General features: G+C 63.6%; 18 protein-coding genes. 15 read left to right on the forward strand and 3 right to left on the reverse strand.

Features of this window, described 5'->3' with window-relative positions:
• Positions 1 to 9 precede the first annotated feature (9 nt).
• Complete coding sequence (locus M729_RS0131320) at positions 10 to 996, forward strand: Tim44 domain-containing protein (RefSeq protein ID WP_027163919.1); 987 nt, start codon at positions 10 to 12, stop codon at positions 994 to 996.
• Between the two features lie 41 nt (positions 997 to 1,037).
• On the opposite strand, the gene M729_RS0131325 is transcribed toward M729_RS0131320, so the two are convergent.
• Positions 1,038 to 2,135, reverse strand: coding sequence for a lactonase family protein (locus M729_RS0131325; protein WP_027163920.1), 1,098 nt, complete (start codon positions 2,133 to 2,135; stop codon positions 1,038 to 1,040).
• A 199-nt stretch (positions 2,136 to 2,334) separates the two neighbouring features.
• Here M729_RS0131325 and M729_RS0131330 point away from each other — a divergent pair, with 199 nt between their 5' ends.
• The 9 genes from M729_RS0131330 to M729_RS0131365 all read left to right on the forward strand — a co-directional run bounded on the left by M729_RS0131330 (position 2,335) and on the right by M729_RS0131365 (position 9,901).
• A complete protein-coding gene (locus M729_RS0131330) occupies positions 2,335 to 2,886 on the forward strand; it encodes a MaoC family dehydratase (protein ID WP_013533014.1) in 552 nt (183 codons plus the stop codon).
• Between the two features lies 1 nt (position 2,887).
• Positions 2,888 to 4,048 carry a CaiB/BaiF CoA-transferase family protein gene (locus M729_RS0131335; RefSeq protein ID WP_027163921.1) on the forward strand — a complete coding sequence of 387 codons (1,161 nt, stop codon included), beginning with the start codon at positions 2,888 to 2,890 and terminating at the stop codon, positions 4,046 to 4,048.
• Positions 4,045 to 5,214, forward strand: a complete 1,170-nt coding sequence (locus M729_RS0131340) for an extracellular solute-binding protein (RefSeq protein ID WP_027163922.1) — start codon at positions 4,045 to 4,047, stop codon at positions 5,212 to 5,214. The genes M729_RS0131335 and M729_RS0131340 overlap by 4 nt, the downstream gene beginning before the upstream one ends.
• Positions 5,215 to 5,239: 25 nt before the next feature.
• Positions 5,240 to 5,899: a substrate-binding domain-containing protein gene (locus M729_RS1000000139590; RefSeq protein WP_245267672.1), complete on the forward strand. Its 660-nt coding sequence runs from the start codon at positions 5,240 to 5,242 to the stop codon at positions 5,897 to 5,899.
• A 53-nt stretch (positions 5,900 to 5,952) separates the two neighbouring features.
• Positions 5,953 to 6,426 carry a hypothetical protein gene (locus M729_RS1000000139595; RefSeq protein WP_245267673.1) on the forward strand — a complete coding sequence of 158 codons (474 nt, stop codon included), beginning with the start codon at positions 5,953 to 5,955 and terminating at the stop codon, positions 6,424 to 6,426.
• Between the two features lie 66 nt (positions 6,427 to 6,492).
• Positions 6,493 to 7,230 (forward strand): ATP-binding cassette domain-containing protein, encoded by a 738-nt coding sequence (locus M729_RS0131350; protein ID WP_013533018.1) that lies wholly within the window; start codon positions 6,493 to 6,495, stop codon positions 7,228 to 7,230.
• The gene (locus tag M729_RS0131355) at positions 7,223 to 7,981 is read left to right on the forward strand and encodes an ATP-binding cassette domain-containing protein (protein WP_013533019.1); all 759 of its coding nucleotides are present in this window, start codon (positions 7,223 to 7,225) and stop codon (positions 7,979 to 7,981) included. The genes M729_RS0131350 and M729_RS0131355 overlap by 8 nt, the downstream gene beginning before the upstream one ends.
• Positions 7,978 to 8,928, forward strand: a complete 951-nt coding sequence (locus tag M729_RS0131360) for an ABC transporter permease (RefSeq protein ID WP_027163923.1) — start codon at positions 7,978 to 7,980, stop codon at positions 8,926 to 8,928. Before M729_RS0131355 ends, M729_RS0131360 begins: the two co-directional genes overlap by 4 nt.
• Position 8,929: 1 nt before the next feature.
• A complete protein-coding gene (locus tag M729_RS0131365; protein WP_027163924.1) occupies positions 8,930 to 9,901 on the forward strand; it encodes an ABC transporter permease in 972 nt (323 codons plus the stop codon).
• A gap of 9 nt (positions 9,902 to 9,910) precedes the next feature.
• Here the strand turns inward: M729_RS0131365 and M729_RS0131370 are convergent, their stop codons facing one another.
• Positions 9,911 to 10,750: an amidohydrolase gene (locus M729_RS0131370; RefSeq protein WP_027163925.1), complete on the reverse strand. Its 840-nt coding sequence runs from the start codon at positions 10,748 to 10,750 to the stop codon at positions 9,911 to 9,913.
• 65 nt (positions 10,751 to 10,815) lie between these two features.
• A complete protein-coding gene (locus M729_RS0131375) occupies positions 10,816 to 11,601 on the reverse strand; it encodes an IclR family transcriptional regulator (protein ID WP_013533023.1) in 786 nt (261 codons plus the stop codon).
• A 169-nt stretch (positions 11,602 to 11,770) separates the two neighbouring features.
• Between M729_RS0131375 and M729_RS0131380 the strand changes: the two genes are divergently transcribed.
• The 5 genes from M729_RS0131380 (at position 11,771) to M729_RS0131400 (ending at position 17,211) form a co-directional block, all read left to right on the forward strand.
• Positions 11,771 to 13,090 carry a sugar ABC transporter substrate-binding protein gene (locus tag M729_RS0131380; RefSeq protein WP_013533024.1) on the forward strand — a complete coding sequence of 440 codons (1,320 nt, stop codon included), beginning with the start codon at positions 11,771 to 11,773 and terminating at the stop codon, positions 13,088 to 13,090.
• A 135-nt stretch (positions 13,091 to 13,225) separates the two neighbouring features.
• Positions 13,226 to 14,122: a sugar ABC transporter permease gene (locus tag M729_RS0131385; protein ID WP_013533025.1), complete on the forward strand. Its 897-nt coding sequence runs from the start codon at positions 13,226 to 13,228 to the stop codon at positions 14,120 to 14,122.
• Between the two features lie 2 nt (positions 14,123 to 14,124).
• Positions 14,125 to 14,991, forward strand: a complete 867-nt coding sequence (locus M729_RS0131390; RefSeq protein WP_013533026.1) for a carbohydrate ABC transporter permease — start codon at positions 14,125 to 14,127, stop codon at positions 14,989 to 14,991.
• A 4-nt stretch (positions 14,992 to 14,995) separates the two neighbouring features.
• The gene (gene ugpC / locus M729_RS0131395; RefSeq protein ID WP_013533027.1) at positions 14,996 to 16,093 is read left to right on the forward strand and encodes a sn-glycerol-3-phosphate ABC transporter ATP-binding protein UgpC; all 1,098 of its coding nucleotides are present in this window, start codon (positions 14,996 to 14,998) and stop codon (positions 16,091 to 16,093) included.
• Positions 16,094 to 16,098: 5 nt separating this feature from the next.
• Positions 16,099 to 17,211: a mandelate racemase/muconate lactonizing enzyme family protein gene (locus tag M729_RS0131400; RefSeq protein ID WP_013533028.1), complete on the forward strand. Its 1,113-nt coding sequence runs from the start codon at positions 16,099 to 16,101 to the stop codon at positions 17,209 to 17,211.
• The last annotated feature ends 6 nt before the right edge of the window (positions 17,212 to 17,217 follow it).

Here is a 17,217-nt window from a genome sequence, read left to right on the forward strand (position 1 = left end):
TCATCTCCGATGATTTCCCGCACCAGCCGATTTGCAGCCCTCTTTGCAGGACTGTTCCTTGCATTCTCCATGGTTGCGATGGACCATGCCGAGGCCCGTCGTGGCGGCAGTTTCGGCAGTCGTGGCATGCGTACGTTCCAATCGGCACCGCCGACCAGGACGGCCCCAGCACCGGCCGCTCCGGTCGAGCGGTCGATGACGCCCAACACCGGTGTGAACAACGCGGCCCGGCAGCCGCAGGCCGGCCTGCAGAGGCCCGGCTTCATGAGCGGTTTCGGTGGAACGATGATGCGCGGCCTGTTGCTCGGCGGCCTGTTCGGCCTGCTTCTGGGTCAGGGCTTCGGCGGCCTGGCCGGCATGTTCGGTTTCCTGCTTCAGGCCTTGCTGATCGGTGGCGCGATCATGCTGGCCATCAGGTTCTTCCGCTCGCAATCCGCGCGCGGCCCCGCGCCGGCGCTCGCCGGTGCCGGCAATGCCCAGGCTTCGCGATTTGAGAACCGCTCAACGGCAGGGCAGCAGACTGCAGGCTCCTTCACAATTCCCGGTTTCGGCGGCGGTTCAGGTGGAGGCTCTCCGGCCGCCGCCTCCGAGGAGATCACGCTGGCCCAGACGGATCTCGACGCATTCCAGCAGCTGCTGACCGATGTCCAGGAAGCATTCGGGCGCGAAGACCATGTCGCTCTGCGCCGGGCGGTTACACCCGAAATGGTATCCTATCTGTCGGAAGAGTTGGCCGACAATGCCCAGAAAGGTCTCAGGAACGAAGTGACTGATATCACCTTGCTGCAGGCCGACATCGCGGAAAGCTGGCGCGAGGATGAGCGCGACTACGCCACGGCCGCCTTGCGCTACGAATCTCGTGACGTGACGCGCGAACGGGCCAGCGGCAAAATCGTCGCGGGCGACGATGGTCATCCGACAGAGACGACCGAGCTGTGGACTTTCGTGCGTGAGAATGGATCGAACTGGAAGCTCTCGGCAATACAACAGGCTTGAGCCTCGGGCGATTTTTTCCGAGGTTTCGCAGTTGTGGGCGTTCAGCGCACGATCTTGACGCACATCGGCGTGCCGATCTCGATGGCGCGCCCGGTGTCGGTCAGTATGCCGCTGTCGGCGTCGCGGGCGAAGATCGAAATGCGGTCGCCATTCTGGTTGGCGGAAAACAGATGGCCGCCTGACGGCGTCAGCGCCAGGTTACGCGGGGTCGCGCCGCCGCAAGGGATATAGCCGACGAGGCTGAGCGACCCTGTCTGCTGGTCGACCGCCATGATGACGACGCTGTCATGGCCGCGGTTGGAGCCGTAGACAAAACGGCCATCCGGTGAGATCTGGATATCGGCGCAGTGGTTGCTGTCGCGTGCCTCGGCCGGCACCGCCGGCTTTGCGTCGATGATCGAGAGCTTGCCGGTGGCTTCGTCCAGCGTCATCGACACGATGGTCGAGCCCAGTTCGTTCATGACGAAGACGAAGCGTCCGTTCGGATGCAGTGCGAGGTGGCGTGGACCGGCGCCGGATGGCAAAGCGGATTCGGTTAGCTTGGCCAGATTGCCCTCGCGCTCGATCCGGTAAGACACCAGCCGGTCGATGCCGAGGTCGGCGACGATGGCTGTTCCCCCGCCGATGGTTTCGGTGACGCTGTGCGCATGCGAGCGTTCCTGCCGCGCCACATTCGGGCCGCTGCCCTCATGCGAAACGCTGGCAAGCGGCGCCGACAAGGCGCCGTTCTCTTCGAAGCCATAGACAGCCACCGCACGATCCGGGCCGCCCTCGCCCATGCCGTAATTGGCGACCAGCAGTTTTGTCCCGTCGCGGGTGATGGTGTTGTGGGCGGCTATGCTACCGAGCGACGGTTGCTTGTTCAGATAAATGAGCGTCCCCGAAGCTCGATCGAAGCTGTAAGCTGAGACGGTGCCCTCGCGCCAGGTGAACACTTCCGAGTTGGCGTAGATCCGCGAGCCGTCCGGCGTCACCGAGAGGAAGGTCGGATTGTCGACGTCGTTGGTCTCGGCCAGTTTTCGTGTTTCCAGCGTCGTCTCGTCAAAGCTGTAGACGCTGAGGCCGACGCCCCGAGCGCCCTGAAAATACGGCGCCTCGCGGTTCAGGCTGCCGACCAAGACCAGACAATTCTCGCGCATGATTTCCTCCCCTACCCGCCTGCGCTTTGGCGCGCGGGAGCAGCCAAAATTTCGCCTGTTCACGCTTGCAACGCAACCCCATATGTGAAAATACTATTTACAAAAGAAGATTGACGGGAGGAGACGTCTTGTATTTCGACGCCTTGATGCGTTTTCCGATAGCTGTGACGTGCCCCATGCAGGTCTGGCGGTGCCGACCATGAACGATTTCGCACCTACCGTCGGCGTCGCCTCGACGCATCCCAAGAACATGCCCGGAGATCACGCCGCGCTGCCGGTGTGGAATGCCGAGAACTGGTTCTACGAGGACTGGCCCGTCGGCCAGAAGATCCGCTCGTTGCGGCGCACAATGGCCGAAGGCGACAGCCATTTGTTCAACACGCTGGTGCTCGACATCCACCCCTATGTGCAGGACCAGATGTTTGCCGAGAACGAAGGCATTTTCGGCAAGCGGCTGATCGCCGGCGCCTTTGTCTTTTCGGCTGGCCTGGGGCTGGTCGCCACCAACTGCGTCAATGCCTTCTCTTATGGCTACGACAAGCTCCGCTTCATAAAACCCGTCTTCATTGGCGACACGATCTATTCGATCCGCTCCAACCTCGACAAGAAGCCCCGCTACAAGGAAATGGGGCTGATCCGCGCCAGCTATGAGGTGTTCAAGGGCGAAGGCGAGTTGGTTCTCTATTGCGAGCATCTGCAGACGGTGAAGTACCGCAACCCGGCCGACTTCGTCGGCAAGACGGAGAAATAGCATGCCGGCAGCAGCCGAATTGCCGCTCGCCGGTCTCGTCGTCGTCGACATGAGCCAGTTCCTGTCCGGGCCCTATTGCTCACTCAGGCTGCTCGATCTCGGCGCCCGCGTCATCAAGATCGAGCGTCCGGATGGCGGCGACCTGTCGCGCCGGCTCTATCTCAGCGACACCGAGATCGGCGGCGATTCCACCATCTTCCATGCCATCAACCGGGCCAAGGAAAGTCTTGCCATCGACCTCAAGAACGAGGCCGATCTCGAGGCGTTGCGCGGCCTTCTGGCCAAGGCCGATGTGCTGATCCAGAATTTCCGGCCGGGCGTCATCGAGCGGCTCGGCTTGGACTATGAGGCGGTCCGCAAGATCAATCCGCGGCTGGTCTATGCCTCGATCAGCGGCTATGGCGAAGACGGACCATGGGTCAAGAGACCGGGCCAGGACCTGCTGGCGCAGGCGCGTTCCGGCGTGATGTGGCTGAATGGCGACGAGGACCAGGGGCCGGTACCGTTCGGTCTTGCCATCGGCGACATGCTGGCCGGTGCCGCCTGCGCGCAAGGCATACTGGCCGCACTGGTGCGTCGCGGCATCACCGGCCAGGGCAGCCATATCGAAACCAGCCTGCTGGAGGCACTGGTCGACTTCCAGTTCGAGGTGCTGACCACGCATCTCAATGACGGCCGCCGGCTGCCCAGGCGCTCCAGCTTCCGCAGTGCGCATGCCTATCTCTCAGCGCCTTATGGCGTCTATCCGGCGAAAGACGGCTACCTCGCCATCGCCATGACGCCTATCCCCAAGCTGGCCGACCTCTTGTCGCTTAGCGAATTGGCGCCTTACCGCGACAAGCCGGCATCGTGGTTCACCGCGCGCGACGACATCAAGGCGATCATCGCGCAGAGGATCGCCACCAAGACCATCGACGAGTGGCTGGCCATTCTGGAGCCAGCCGACATCTGGTGCGCCAGGGTGCTGACCTGGCCCGAGATGCTGGCGAGCGAGGGCTTCCAGTCGCTCGACATGCTGCAGAGGGTGACACGCGAGGACGACGTCTCGATCCTCACCACCAGTTCGCCGCTCCGGGTCGATGGCATCAGGGCCAAGGTCGATCGGGCAGCGCCCCGCATCGGCGAGCACAGTGCTGCAATCCGCGAGGAGTTCGGCCTGTGAGCGTGCCCAAACTCAAGGGCATGACCTGGAGCCATCCGCGCGGCTACGATCCGATGGTCGCCTGCTCGTCGCTATGGAACCTGAAGACCGGCATTGCCATCGAATGGGACAAGCGCTCGCTGCAGGATTTCGAATCCTTCCCGGTCGAGGAACTGGCGCGCGCCTACGATTTGATCGTCATCGACCACCCGCATGTCGGCCAGATTACGGCTGAGCGCTGCCTCGAGCCGCTGGATGTCGCCGGCCGCGAGGCAGATCGTGCAGCCCTTGCCTCGGGCAGCGTTGGCCAGTCCTATCCGAGCTACAACTGGCATGGGCGCCAATGGGCCTTCCCGATCGATGCGGCGGCCCAAGTCCAGGCATGGCGGCCGGACGCGATCGCGGCGCCGCCGGCACGCTGGAGCGAGGTGCTCGACCTTGCCCGGCAAGGCCGTGTGCTGCTGCCGTTGCGCCCGCCTCACGTGCTGATGGTGTTCTACACGCTTGCCGGCAATCTCGGGCATCCCTGCACCACCGATCCATCCCACGATCTCATCGATATCGACGCCGGTAGCAAAGTCTTCGAGGCGATGCGCGAGATTGCCGCGCTTGTCGATCCGGCGTGTTTCGAGATGGATCCTATTGCCGTCTCGGAGCGTATGACGGAGGCCGATTCCCGGATCGTCTGCGCGCCGTTGATCTACGGCTATGTCTCCTATGCGATAGCTGGGTTTCGAACGCACCGGCTGGCCTTTGCGGATATCCCCGTCATCGGCTCCAGTGGTCCGATCGGTTCGGCACTTGGCGGCACCGGCATAGCCGTATCAGCCTTTTCCAAGGCCAGGAATGCCGCTATCGATTTCGCCTACTGGATCGCAAGCGGCGATGTCCAGCGGGGTGCCTACGCCGCCGCCGGCGGACAGCCCGGCCATGCAGCGGCCTGGGAGGACCAGGCTGTCAATGAAGCGACCGGCGACTTCTATCGGGATACGCGCGCGACGCTGGAGGGTGCATGGGTGCGGCCGCGCCACGACGGCTACATGACTTTCCAGCAAGCAGCATCCGAACGCATCCTTTCCGGCATGACCTCCCGGCATCAAGCCCGACAGGTCGTTGCCGATCTCAATCGCCTGTTTCGGGAGAGTTCCCCGGTGCAGGTGTCCGGCGCTGCCGGTGGAGGAGCCTGAACCAAACCGAACGGAGGAGAACGAGATGACAGGAATGATCCGCGGCCTGCTGGCCGCAACCGCGCTTGCCTCGCTTGCAACGACCGCCTTTGCGCAGGATGTGCAAGGCGTCATCGGCGGGCTGCCGACCGAACTCAAGGCGCAATATGACGGCGCGCCGCAGAAGGTGCTGCCTTCGGCCTTGGACAATTTCACAGCGCCGCCGAAACCGTGGAAATGGTGCCACTCGGAATCCTACCAGGGCAATCCGTGGCGGGTCACGGTGACCAAGGAATTGAAGCGTCTCGTCGACGGGCTGATCGCCGACGGAACGGTGTCCAGCTTCGAGGTGTCTGATTCCAACAACGACGCCAGCCAGCAGATCAACCAGATCCGCGCCTTCATCGACAAGAAGTGCTCGATCATCACCTCGATCCCGGGCTCGGCGACGGCACTCGATGATGCGATCGACGCTGCCGCCAAAGCCGGCATTCCGTTCATCACCGCTGCCGGTTCGGTGACCAGCCCGAACGCCATCAATGTCGACTCCAACTATGCGCGCTGGGGCTACGACATGATGGCGGCGATCGGCAAGGCGCAGCCGGACGGCGCCAGCATCCTTCTGGTCGAAGGCATCGCCGGACACCCGATCGTGGTGCAGGAGCGCCAGGGCGCGGACAAGGCGCTGACTGAAATCCGAAGCTGAAGATCTCGCGCAATGTCAATGGCAACTGGACAGCCAACGTCACCAAGACCGTGGTGCTGCAGGCGATCGCCACCAACCCGGCGCCGATCGATGCAGTGTGGACGACAGGCAGCGAAAGCCGCGTCGTCGCCGAAGCCTTCGCAGAAGCCGGCCGGCCCGCACCATTGATCACCGGCTCGATCACCGGCGATGCGCTGGGCTACTGGAAGGCCAACCCCGACAAGTACCGCTTCGAAGGCCATGCGGTGCTGCCGCACTGGACCGCGCAGACGCTGTTCCGCGTCGGCGAGCGCATGCTCGACGGGCAGAAGCCGAAGCTGAACACGCTGCTGATCCCGATCCCGCCTGTCCACACCGCCGATCTCGGTGCCTGGTACAAGGACTGCATGACGACGGACGCCGTGTCTATCTTCCCGATCCCGCCGAAAGATCCGATGCCGGAGGAATGGCTCGACGCCTATTTCTCGAACCCGGCGCCAACCAAGGGCTGGGACTATTCGAAGGTGCCCGATGCCTGTGCAAAGTGACGCCTGCTAATCTCTCAACAGGCCGGCTCCTTTCGGGGAGCCGGCCTGCCAGCATCGAAATGCGACATGCTTGAAGTCAAAACCATATCCAAACGCTATGGCGAGACGATCGCGCTCGCGGACGCATCGATCGCGTTTCGGGCGGGAACCATCCACACCATCCTGGGCGAGAACGGTTCGGGCAAGAGCACGATGGTCAAGCTGTTGTCCGGCATCGTCCAGCCGGACAGCGGCGCGATCCTCCTGCACGGCAAGCCGTTCTCGGGCGCCAACCCCTCGGCCTTCCAGGCGCAAGGCTTCGCCACGGTGTTCCAGGAGGTGCTGATCGCGCCGGATCGCAGCGTGACCGACAACATCCTGCTCGGCCTCGACGGGCTGGTCCGGCGCGCTGTGCCCCGCAACGAGCGCCGTGACCGGGCGAAAGCTGCGCTTAAGCGCTTCGCGGTCACCGACGTCCCTCTCGACATGCCAGCCGGCCTGCTGCCGCTCGCCGCGCAGCAATTGGTCGTCCTTGCTCGCGCGATCGTGCGCAACCCAAAGATCCTGATCCTCGACGAGGTCACCGCCGCGCTCGACTTCGCCGATCGCGAATCCGTTTTTTCGTTGATGCGTGCGCTTGCCGGCGAGGGCTGCCTGATCCTGTTCATCACCCACCGCATGGACGAGGTGATGTCGCTTTCGGATCGCATCTCGATCCTGCGGGGCGGCAGCGTGGTGCGCACCGAAGAGCGCGGCGCTTCGACGCCGGCTGAGCTTCTCAAGACAATGGCGCCACGTACCGCCGCGGAGCTTGCGCATGGCTGATCGCACCGCTCTCGAATTTGGTGGTCTTGCCGTTCGCGAACTCGTCATCGCGCCCGGCGCCAGCCCGATCACGCAGGCAATCGCTCCGGGTGAGATCGTCGGGCTTGCCGGCCTCGATGGTCATGGCCAGGAGCTGTTTCTCAAGATGCTTGCTGGCCTGGAACCGCCGCATGGCGGCTCGATCGAACTCGGTGCATCGGATGCGTCCCGCAAGATCACCGGGTTTCGCAAGGCTGTCGCCAGCGGCATCGCCTATTTGCCGCGCGACCGACGCGCCAACGGCATTTTCCCGACGCAGTCGGTGCTCGACAACTTCGCCGTTTCGACTCTGTCGCGCGACACACGGCTCGGCCTGATCAGCCCGGCGGCGCGCAAGGCGCGCTACGACATCTACCGCGAAAAACTGTCAATCGCCGCACCCCGGCCCGATGCGCCGATCACCACTTTGTCGGGCGGCAACCAGCAGAAGGTGCTGCTGGCGCGGGCCTTGGCGCTGGAGCCCGCGATCCTGCTCCTCAACGATCCGACGCGTGGCGTCGACGTGGCGACGCGGCATGTTCTCTACGACGTGTTTCGCGGGCTGGCGGCCGACGGCATGGGGCTCGTCATCCTGTCCAGCGAAATCGAGGAGATTCTTCTCCTGTGCCAGCGCGTGCTGGTGTTCCGTGAGAATGAAGTCGCGGCCGAGATCGCCGGCAACGCGCTCACCACCGACGGCGTGATATCAGCCATGTTCGGACGTGCGGCATGAGCCCTGTTGCGCGCCTCCTGTCCCTTGGACGAAATTTCGGCTTCGCCGTCGTGCTGCTGGTCGTGCTGCTTGCGGTCAATCTCATCCTCAGCCCGGGACGGTTCCAGCCGGGTTCCTGGGGGGCGCTGGTCGGATTGGCGGCGCCCTTGATCGGTGCTGCCATCGCCTCAACGCCTGTCATCCTCGCCGGGCGTGGCGGAATCGACATCTCGGTCGGGCCATTGATGGGCTTTGTCAACGCTTTGACGATCCAGGTGCTGTTCCTCGGCACCGGCATCTCGTCGCCCTTGGTGCTCGTTCCGGCGGCGTTGCTCGTCGGCGCGCTGGTGGGCGCGGCGAACGGCTTCCTGGCGACAATCGTGCGCATTCAGCCGATCGTCGCCACGCTCGGCACCTATCTGATCCTGACCGGCGTGACGCTGACAATCCTGCCGGCGCCGATCGGCCCAGCGCCGGCCTGGCTCAAGGCGCTGTCCGGCCCGCTGTCGATGCTGCCGCTGGCACTGATGTTCATTGCCTGGTGGCTGGTGCGGCGCACACCATACTACGACCAGCTTATGGCGGTCGGCAGCGACGACCGCGCCGCCTACACCGCCGGTGTCGATGTCACGCGCGTGCGCTTCATCGCCTATGTCATGACCGGCATCCTCGGCGGATGCGCCGGGCTGATGCTGACCGCGCTGATCGGCTCCGCCGACCCCAACATAGGGCCGACCTACACGCTGATCGCCATCGCCGCCGTAGCGCTCGGCGGCGTCAGCCTGGCCGGCGGCCGTGGTGGCGTGGCGGGTGCCGCCATCGGCGCCATCGACATCTTCCTGCTGCAGAGCGTGCTGACGACGTTCAACGTCTCGACCTTCGTGCTGCAGATCGCCTACGGCGCGATCCTGGTGCTGGCGGTGATGCTGACAGCGCTGCAGGAACGTCTTGCCATGGGGAGACGCTGACATGGTTTTGCGCCAAAACCTCTTCGCGACAACCAACGCCCGTGTCGTCGGCGCCTTCTGCGTCGCCGCCCTTCTGCACCTTGCCGGCACAATTCTCATTCCCGGCTACTCGGCGCCGTTTGCGATACGGGCCATGCTGGTGCTCGCCTCGCTGCTCGCCGTGGCCTCGATTGGCCAGACGCTGGTCGTCGTCATGGGCGGCATTGACCTTTCGATCCCCTTCGTCATCGGCTTTGCCAATGTTGTGGCGGCGCAGCTTTATGGCGATGGCTGGAACTTTTTTCTCGTCTGCGGCCTGGTCGGCGCGCTGGCGCTCGTCATCGGCGGGCTGAACGGGCTGATCTCGCGCAGCCTCGACATCCAGCCGCTCATCGTCACGCTCGGAATCGGCATGGTCGTGCAAGGGCTGGTGCTGCTGTGGACAGCCGGCTTCCCGTCAGGCTCCGCGCCACAAGCGGTTTCCAGCTTCGTCTCGATCGGCGGATCGGCCGGCCCGCTGCCGGTGCCGTGGCTGGTGCCAAGCCTGGTCGTGCTGGCGGCGCTGGTCGTGCTGGTGCTGGAGCGGACGCCCTATGGCCGCCGGCTCTATGCGTTGGGCAGCAATCCGGGAGCGGCGCCGCTGGCGCTGATCGATCCGGTTCGCATGTGGGTCATCACCTATGCAGCAAGCGCCTTCTTCGCCGCTGTCGCGGGCGTGCTGCTGCTCGGCTTCACCGGCTCGGCCTATGGCGATGTCGGCCAGCCCTATCTGTTCCAGACCATCGCAGCGGTCGTTGTCGGCGGCGCAGCACTGGTCGGCGGTCGGGGCAGCTATCTCGGCACGATCGCCGGCGTGCTGGTGCTGACCGAGATCAACACGCTGCTCATCGGCCTCGGCTTCCAGCCCGCGGCGGTGCAGGCCGCGCTCGGCTTCGTCATCGTGCTGCTGGTTTCGCTCTATGGCCGCGAACGGCACGTCTCGGCAACCATCTGAAAGGACTTGTCAGTCGAGCCGCCACAGCTTGCGGGCATTGCCGGACAACAGCCTGTCGCGCTCGTCAATGCTGCAGCCTGACAGCAATGCATGGCTCGCCGCCACCCAGGTCGACAGGCCGCCGCCTAGCGTGCAGACCGGCCAGTCGCTGCCCCAGACGACGCGGTCCCAGCCGAATGAATTGATGGTGTGCTCGACGTACGGCCGCAACGTCTCGACCGTCCAGCTGCCGGCATCGGCATAGGCGACGACACCGGAAATCTTGGCCATGACATTCGGGCGCCGGGCGATCTCGCTCATATGCTCGCGCCATGGATGTTCCCTGTTGCCCTTGATGTCGGGCACGCCGCAATGGTCGAGGACGAACGTCACATCGGGTGCCAGGTCGGCAAGCACGATAGCCTTGGGAATCTGGTGCGGCAGCACGACGAGATCGAAGGTCAGGCCGGTGCCGCCAAGCCGCTTGATGCTGTCGCGGAACACCGCACCTTCCGAGAGCTCGTCGGGCGCGACATGAAGGACGCGGCGAAAGCCCCTTACGAACGGGTTTGCCCGCTGCCGTTCGAGATAGGCCGCGAAGTCTCCTTCCTCAGGACGGCAGGACGCGATCACCCCGGCCAGCATGCTGCCGGGCTGCCGTGACAGTCCTTCCACACGAGCCGTCTCGGCTTCGATGTCGGCCGGATCGACATCGACCTCCATATGCAGCACGCGCTCGACGCCGACACGCTGCGCCTCCGTCGCGTAGTCTTCATAAGAGAAATCGCGGTTGAGCGCCGGCACGTCGGCGAGCCAGGGATAGCGCAGGGCCGAGCGATCGATGAGGTGAAGATGGGTGTCGATGATCATGGCGAGGCTCCTCCCTCTGGCTTTTCAAATCATCTCACGAGAGAATTCTTCATTCAAATAAGAATTCACACCGATGAGCCGACTGCTGATCCAGCAAGGTGCGACAGCTTTTCACACGTTGCCAGCAACAGTTCGATTGTCCTGGTGATATCGGGTGCGGAAGGCGCGTTGACCACCGTGATGTAGGGAATCGACAGCGCGGCGATCGCCTTGCCGTCGGAACTGCGCACCGGGGCCGACAGGTTGAAGACGCCGGCTGTCTGCATCGAAGCCATCATCTCGTAGCCACGGTCGCGGATCTGGTCGAGACGGGTGAAGAACTCGCTCGATTGCGCCGTCTTGTCGGTGCTGCGGACGTGTTCGGAAATCATCATCTGGCGCTCTTCCGGTGAGCGGAAGGCGAGCAGCACATGTCCCGAGCCGGTATCGAATAGACTGATATGGGAGCCGACCCGGATCGATATGCCCCAGTAGTTCGGTGCTTCCTGCTGACCGATGACGACGGCAGAACCACGATCAAAAACAACGAGTTGGTTGGCCTGCTGCGATGTCTCGGCAAGCTCACGCATCAGCGGCGTCGCATAGGAGACCAGCCGCCGTACCGGCGCGTGCAGCTGTGCCAGGCCGAACAGCTTGAGCGTCAGCGAATAGCGGTCGCCGTCGAGGCGCGTGACGTAGCCACGCCGCACCAGCCGGTCCAGCATGCGATAGAATTCGTTGGGACTGCGGTCGAGTTTCTTGGCGATTTCGGCCTGGGTCAGGCCACCGTCGACGCCCGCCAGCAGTTCAAGGATATCGAGCCCCTTGTCGAGCGCCGGCGCGCGATAGCGCTCGTCTTCGCTGTCGTCCATGGGCTCATCCTCCAGTGAATTTCGCCCTTCATATACGCAGGAACGTGCGCGGCGGAAACAAATTTCGCCTTGACGTGTCTATGAATGTTTTGTTTGTATATGAATGTAGCACTTCTTGTCATCAGACGAGTTGCGGTCGCCGCGAAGGCGGCGCCAAGGGAGGATACCAATGAACAGACTGCTTTCCGGCGTGTGCGCCGGCGCATTGTTGCTCGCGTCAGGTGCAGGCGCTGCTCTTGCCGGCGACCTGCCCGGCAAGTTCGAAGGCGTGACCGTCGACGTGAAGCTGATCGGCGGCCAGCAATATGAAAAGCTCTACGAACGGATCCCGGAATGGGAGAAGGCGACTGGCGCCAAGGTCAACATCCTGACCAAGAAGAACGGCTTCGACATCGACAAGGAGCTCAAGTCGGACATCGCCTCGGGCAGCAACAACTGGTGCGTCGGCTGGAACCATTCCTCCTTCGCGCCGCAATATACCGGCCTCTACACCGACCTCAGCAAGTTGCTGCCGAAGGAAGAGATCGACGCCTTCGTGCCGTCGACGATCAAGGCGGCAACCATCGACGGCAAGCTGGAGATGCTGCCGCGTGCGCAGTTCGACGTTTCGGCGCTCTACTACCAGAAGAGCCTGTACGAGAACGCCGACAACAAGACCAAGTTCAAGGCGAAATACGGCTATGACCTGGTGCCGCCGGACACCTGGAAGGAAGTCACCGACCAGGCCGAGTTCTTCGCCAACCCGCCCAATTTCTACGGCACCCAGTTCGCCGGCAAGGAAGAGGCGATCAACGGCCGCTTCTACGAGATGGTCGTCGCCGAGGGCGGCGAATATCTCGATAAGGACGGCAAGCCGGTCTTCAACTCCGAGGCCGGCATCCGGGCGCTCGACTGGTTCGTCAACCTCTACAAGGCCAAGGCCGTGCCGGCCGGCACCACCAACTATCTCTGGGACGATCTCGGCCAGGGCTTTGCGTCCGGCACTGTCGCCATCAACCTGGATTGGCCGGGCTGGGCCGGCTTCTTCAACGATCCGAAGTCGTCGAAGGTCGCCGGCAATGTCGGCGTCAAAGTCGCGCCGAAGGGTTCGTCCGGCAAGCGCACCGGCTGGTCCGGCTTCCATGGCTTCTCGGTGACCGAGAACTGCCCGAACAAGGAGGCCGCGGCTTCCCTGGTTTGGTGGCTGACCAACGAGGACAGCCAGAAACTCGAGGCCGCCGCCGGCCCGCTGCCGACCCGCACCGCGGTCTGGGACTGGGATTTGAAGCAGGCCGAAAACGATCCTTACAAGAAGGAGGTTCTTACCGCTTTCCAGGAAGAGGCCAAGCACGCCTTCGCCGTGCCGCAGACGCCTGAATGGATCGAGATCTCGAACGCCGTCTATCCCGAGCTGCAGGCGGCGATCCTCGGCGACAAGACCTCGAAGCAGGCACTGGATGAAGCCGCCGCCAAGGCGACACAAATCCTCCAGGACGCCGGCAAGCTCTAGCAACGGCTCCCAGGGCTGCCTCCCCCATCAGCAATGGGGGAGGCGATCGCGTTGCGCGGGATGCCAGCGGTTTACGCTAACCCTTCGCGCCCAGCCAACGCACCGCCGTCCAAATACAAACACTCAAGGATTCTGATGAAGGGCTTCAAGCCATCCGCGCCATTCCTGCTGCTGCTTCCGGCCATGATCGTGCTGGCGGCGGTGGTGGTGGTGCCGCTGCTTCTGTCGCTCTATTCGAGCTTCACCCCGTTCCGCCTGACGCGGCCCGAAACGTTCTACGTCTTCATCGGCATCCGGAACTATCTTTCGATCCTGTCCAACACCGACTTCTGGTGGGCCTTCGGCCGCACGGTTCTGCTGCTGACCATCGCGCTCAATCTCGAAATGCTGCTCGGGCTCGGCCTCGCCATGCTCGTCGAGAAGGCGACGCGCGGCCAGCGCATCCTGCGCACGCTGATGATGTTTCCGATGATGTTCTCGCCGATCCTGGTCGGCTTCCAATTCAAGTTCATGTTCAACGACAATATCGGCCTGGTGAACAATGCGCTGCAGTCGCTCGGCATCACGCGAGACGCCATACCGTGGCTGATCGAGGGCCATCTCGCCTTCATCGCCATCTCGATCGCCGAGATCTGGTCGTCGACGGCGATCTTCGCCATCCTGATCCTCGCCGGTCTGCTCGCCATGCCCAAGGAGCCGATCGAGGCGGCGCGGGTCGACGGCTGCACGCCGTGGCAGACATTCCGCTATGTGACGTGGCCATTCGTCATGCCCTTCGCCTACATCGCCATGACCATCCGTTCGCTCGACGTGGCGCGCGCCTATGACATCGTCAAGATCATGACCGATGGCGGACCGGCGGGCCGCACCGAACTGCTATGGACCTTGGTGGCCCGCACCGCCTACAGCGACGGGCGCATGGGCATGGCCAACGCCATGGCCTATTTTTCGATCCTGCTGTCGATCGCCTTCACCGTCTACTTCTTCAACAAGCTCGCCGCGGCGCGCACGCAGATCGGTGCGGAGTGGTGAAGATGGACGAGAATTCTTCCGCCCGCCTGAAGCGCCGGCTGCTCGGCATCATCTATCGCATCGGCCTGTTCCTGGCGATGCTGACCATCTGCCTGCCGGGCCTGTGGATCGTGCTGTCGTCGCTGCGGCCGACGGTCGAGATCATGGCAAAGCCACCGGTGTGGATCCCACAGGAGATTTCGTTCGACGCCTATGTCGCGATGTTCTCAGGCATCGGCAAGGGCGGCATCCCGGTGATTGAATATTTCCGCAACTCGCTGATCATCTCGGTGACCTCGACGGTGATTGCGGTGGCCATCGGCATGGCAGGCGGCTATGCGTTCGCCCGCTATCGTTTTCGCGGTAAATCGAGCGTCTTCCTCGGCCTGATGCTGACGCGCACCGTGCCGGGCATCGCGCTCTCGCTGCCGCTGTTCTTCCTCTATGTGCGGCTCGGCATCATCGACACCCATTTCGGGCTGATCCTCGCCTATGTCGCGCTCAACGTGCCGTTCACCATCTGGCTGATCGACGGCTTCTTCCGCCAGGTGCCCAAGGACCTCGCGGAAGCAGCGCAGATCGATGGCTGCACCCGCTGGCAGGCGTTCTGGCAGGTCGAGTTTCCGCTCGCCGGACCGGGCATTGCGTCGGCCGCGATCTTCGCCTTCCTGACCTGCTGGAACGAGTTCGCGCTGGCCTCGCAGCTGACCCGCTCGGTGAGCGCCAAGACGCTGCCGGTCGGCCTGCTCGACTACACGGCCGAGTTCACCATCGATTGGCGCGGCATGTGCGCGCTGGCCGTGGTGATGATCATCCCGGCGCTCACCCTCACCTACATAGTCCAGAAACACCTTGTCGGCGGCCTGACCTCCGGCGCGGTGAAAGGCTGATCCCATGGCAACCGTTACCCTCACCAAGCTGACCAAGCGCTACGGCACTATTGGGATCGTGCACGGCATCGATCTCGACATTGCCGACCGCGAGTTCATTGCGCTGGTCGGCCCGTCCGGCTGCGGCAAGTCGACGACGCTGCGCATGATCGCCGGGCTGGAGGAAATCAGCGCCGGCTCGATCGAGATCGGCGGACGCATCGTCAACGATTTGCCGCCACGCTCGCGCAACATCTCGATGGTGTTCCAATCCTATGCGCTCTATCCGCACATGACGGTGCGCGAGAATCTCGGCTTCTCCCTGAAGATCGCCGGCGCCGCCAAAGAAGACATGGACCGCCGCGTCGCCGAGGCCTCGGCCATCCTCGGCCTCGACACGTTGCTCGACCGCCGCCCGTCGCAACTGTCCGGCGGTCAGCGCCAGCGCGTCGCGATGGGCCGCGCCATCGTGCGCGACCCCGATGTGTTTCTGTTCGACGAACCGCTTTCCAATCTCGACGCCAAATTGCGCACGCAGATGCGCACCGAGATCAAGAAGCTGCATGCCAAGGTGCAGTCGACAGTGATCTACGTCACCCACGACCAGGTCGAGGCGATGACGCTTGCCGATCGCATCGTCATCATGCGCGACGGTCATATCGAACAGGTCGGCACGCCCGACGAGGTGTTCCGGCGGCCGGCGACGCGCTTCGTCGCCGGCTTCATCGGCTCACCGCCGATGAATCTGCACGAGGCGACGATCGATGACGGCCAGATGGTTTTCGCCAGCGGCGAGAAGCTGCCGCTGCCCGGCCAGTTCAAGGCCAATGTCGCGACCGGCGACAAGGTCGTGTTCGGGCTGCGGCCGGACGACATCTACCCGACCGGCCATGGCATCAGTTCCGGTGGCGCGGCCGATGTCCACCAGATCGAGCTGCCGATCACGGTCACCGAACCGCTCGGCAACGAGACGCTGGTGTTCGTTGAATTCAACGGCACGGACTGGGTGTCGCGCATGCTGAACCCGAGGCCACTGCGGCCGGGCGAGCGGGTCGCCATGAGCCTCGACATGTCGCAGGCGCATCTGTTTGCCACTGAGACCGGAAAGACATTGCGGAGCTGATCGGCATGGCCAGAATCGAGAAAGTCGACCTTTGCATGGTGGACCTTGTGCCCAAGGTCAAGCGCACCGACGCGATCCAGAGCTTCGTCAGCCAGGAAACGCCGATCGTCACGATCACCGATTCCGACGGTGCGGTCGGCACCGGTTACAGCTACACGATCGGCACCGGCGGTTCGTCGGTGATGCGGCTGCTCTCGGACCATCTGGTGCCGCGCCTGATCGGCCGCGATCCCGACATGATCGAGGCGATCTGGCACGATCTCGAATTCGCCACCCATGCCACGACCATCGGTGCCATCACCGCCATCGCGATCGCCGCCATCGATACAGCACTCTGGGATCTGCGGGCCAAGAAGCAAAACCTGCCTTTGTGGAAACTGGCCGGCGGCGCCAAGGATCGTTGTCCGCTTTACACCACCGAAGGCGGTTGGCTGCACATCGAGACGCAGGCGCTGGTCGACGATGCGCTGGCCGCCAAGGCGAAGGGATTTCGCGGCTCGAAAGTCAAGATCGGCAGGCCGCACGGGTCGGAGGATCTTGCCCGCCTGTCGGCGGTGCGCAAGGCGGTCGGCGACGGCTACGAGATCATGACCGACGCCAATCAGGGGTTTTCGGTCGACGAAGCGATCCGGCGCGCTGCGAGGCTGCGTGAGCTCGACCTCGCCTGGATCGAGGAACCGCTGCCGGCAGACGACATCGACGGGCATGTGCGATTGTCGAACTCGACGCCGACGCCGATCGCCATCGGCGAGTCGCTCTACTCGATCCGCCATTTCCGCGAATACATGCAGAAAGGCGGCTGTTCGATCGTGCAGGTCGATGTCGGCCGCATCGGCGGCATCACGCCATGGCTCAAGATCGCGCACGCGGCAGAGGCCTTCGACATTCCGGTCTGCCCGCATTTCCTGATGGAACTGCATGTCAGCCTGACCTGCGCTGTTCAGAACGGTCGATATGTCGAGTACATTCCGCAGCTCGACCAGTTGACCGGCAAGCGCATGCGCATCGAAGATGGCCAGGCGCTGGCGCCCGACGAACCGGGCATCGGCATCGATTGGGACTGGGACGCGGTCAAGGCCATGAGCATCGCCGAATTCACCACGGCGATCACCAAATAGGGGAAC

Source organism: Mesorhizobium sp. WSM1293 (assembly GCF_000513875.1).
In the GTDB taxonomy this organism is placed as follows: domain Bacteria; phylum Pseudomonadota; class Alphaproteobacteria; order Rhizobiales; family Rhizobiaceae; genus Mesorhizobium; species Mesorhizobium ciceri.

Coding starts and splice junctions, on each gene's coding strand:
- M729_RS0131355 (WP_013533019.1), top strand. CDS start 7,223: ATGGCTGATCGCACCGCTCTCGAATTTGGTGGTCTTGCCGTTCGCGAA.
- M729_RS0131380 (WP_013533024.1), top strand. CDS start 11,771: ATGAACAGACTGCTTTCCGGCGTGTGCGCCGGCGCATTGTTGCTCGCG.
- ugpC (WP_013533027.1), top strand. CDS start 14,996: ATGGCAACCGTTACCCTCACCAAGCTGACCAAGCGCTACGGCACTATT.
- M729_RS0131335 (WP_027163921.1), top strand. CDS start 2,888: ATGCCGGCAGCAGCCGAATTGCCGCTCGCCGGTCTCGTCGTCGTCGAC.
- M729_RS0131330 (WP_013533014.1), top strand. CDS start 2,335: ATGAACGATTTCGCACCTACCGTCGGCGTCGCCTCGACGCATCCCAAG.
- M729_RS0131375 (WP_013533023.1), bottom strand. CDS start 11,601: ATGGACGACAGCGAAGACGAGCGCTATCGCGCGCCGGCGCTCGACAAG.
- M729_RS0131360 (WP_027163923.1), top strand. CDS start 7,978: ATGAGCCCTGTTGCGCGCCTCCTGTCCCTTGGACGAAATTTCGGCTTC.
- M729_RS0131320 (WP_027163919.1), top strand. CDS start 10: ATGATTTCCCGCACCAGCCGATTTGCAGCCCTCTTTGCAGGACTGTTC.
- M729_RS0131400 (WP_013533028.1), top strand. CDS start 16,099: ATGGCCAGAATCGAGAAAGTCGACCTTTGCATGGTGGACCTTGTGCCC.
- M729_RS0131385 (WP_013533025.1), top strand. CDS start 13,226: ATGAAGGGCTTCAAGCCATCCGCGCCATTCCTGCTGCTGCTTCCGGCC.
- M729_RS0131390 (WP_013533026.1), top strand. CDS start 14,125: ATGGACGAGAATTCTTCCGCCCGCCTGAAGCGCCGGCTGCTCGGCATC.
- M729_RS0131350 (WP_013533018.1), top strand. CDS start 6,493: ATGCTTGAAGTCAAAACCATATCCAAACGCTATGGCGAGACGATCGCG.
- M729_RS0131370 (WP_027163925.1), bottom strand. CDS start 10,750: ATGATCATCGACACCCATCTTCACCTCATCGATCGCTCGGCCCTGCGC.
- M729_RS1000000139590 (WP_245267672.1), top strand. CDS start 5,240: ATGACAGGAATGATCCGCGGCCTGCTGGCCGCAACCGCGCTTGCCTCG.
- M729_RS0131325 (WP_027163920.1), bottom strand. CDS start 2,135: ATGCGCGAGAATTGTCTGGTCTTGGTCGGCAGCCTGAACCGCGAGGCG.
- M729_RS0131365 (WP_027163924.1), top strand. CDS start 8,930: ATGGTTTTGCGCCAAAACCTCTTCGCGACAACCAACGCCCGTGTCGTC.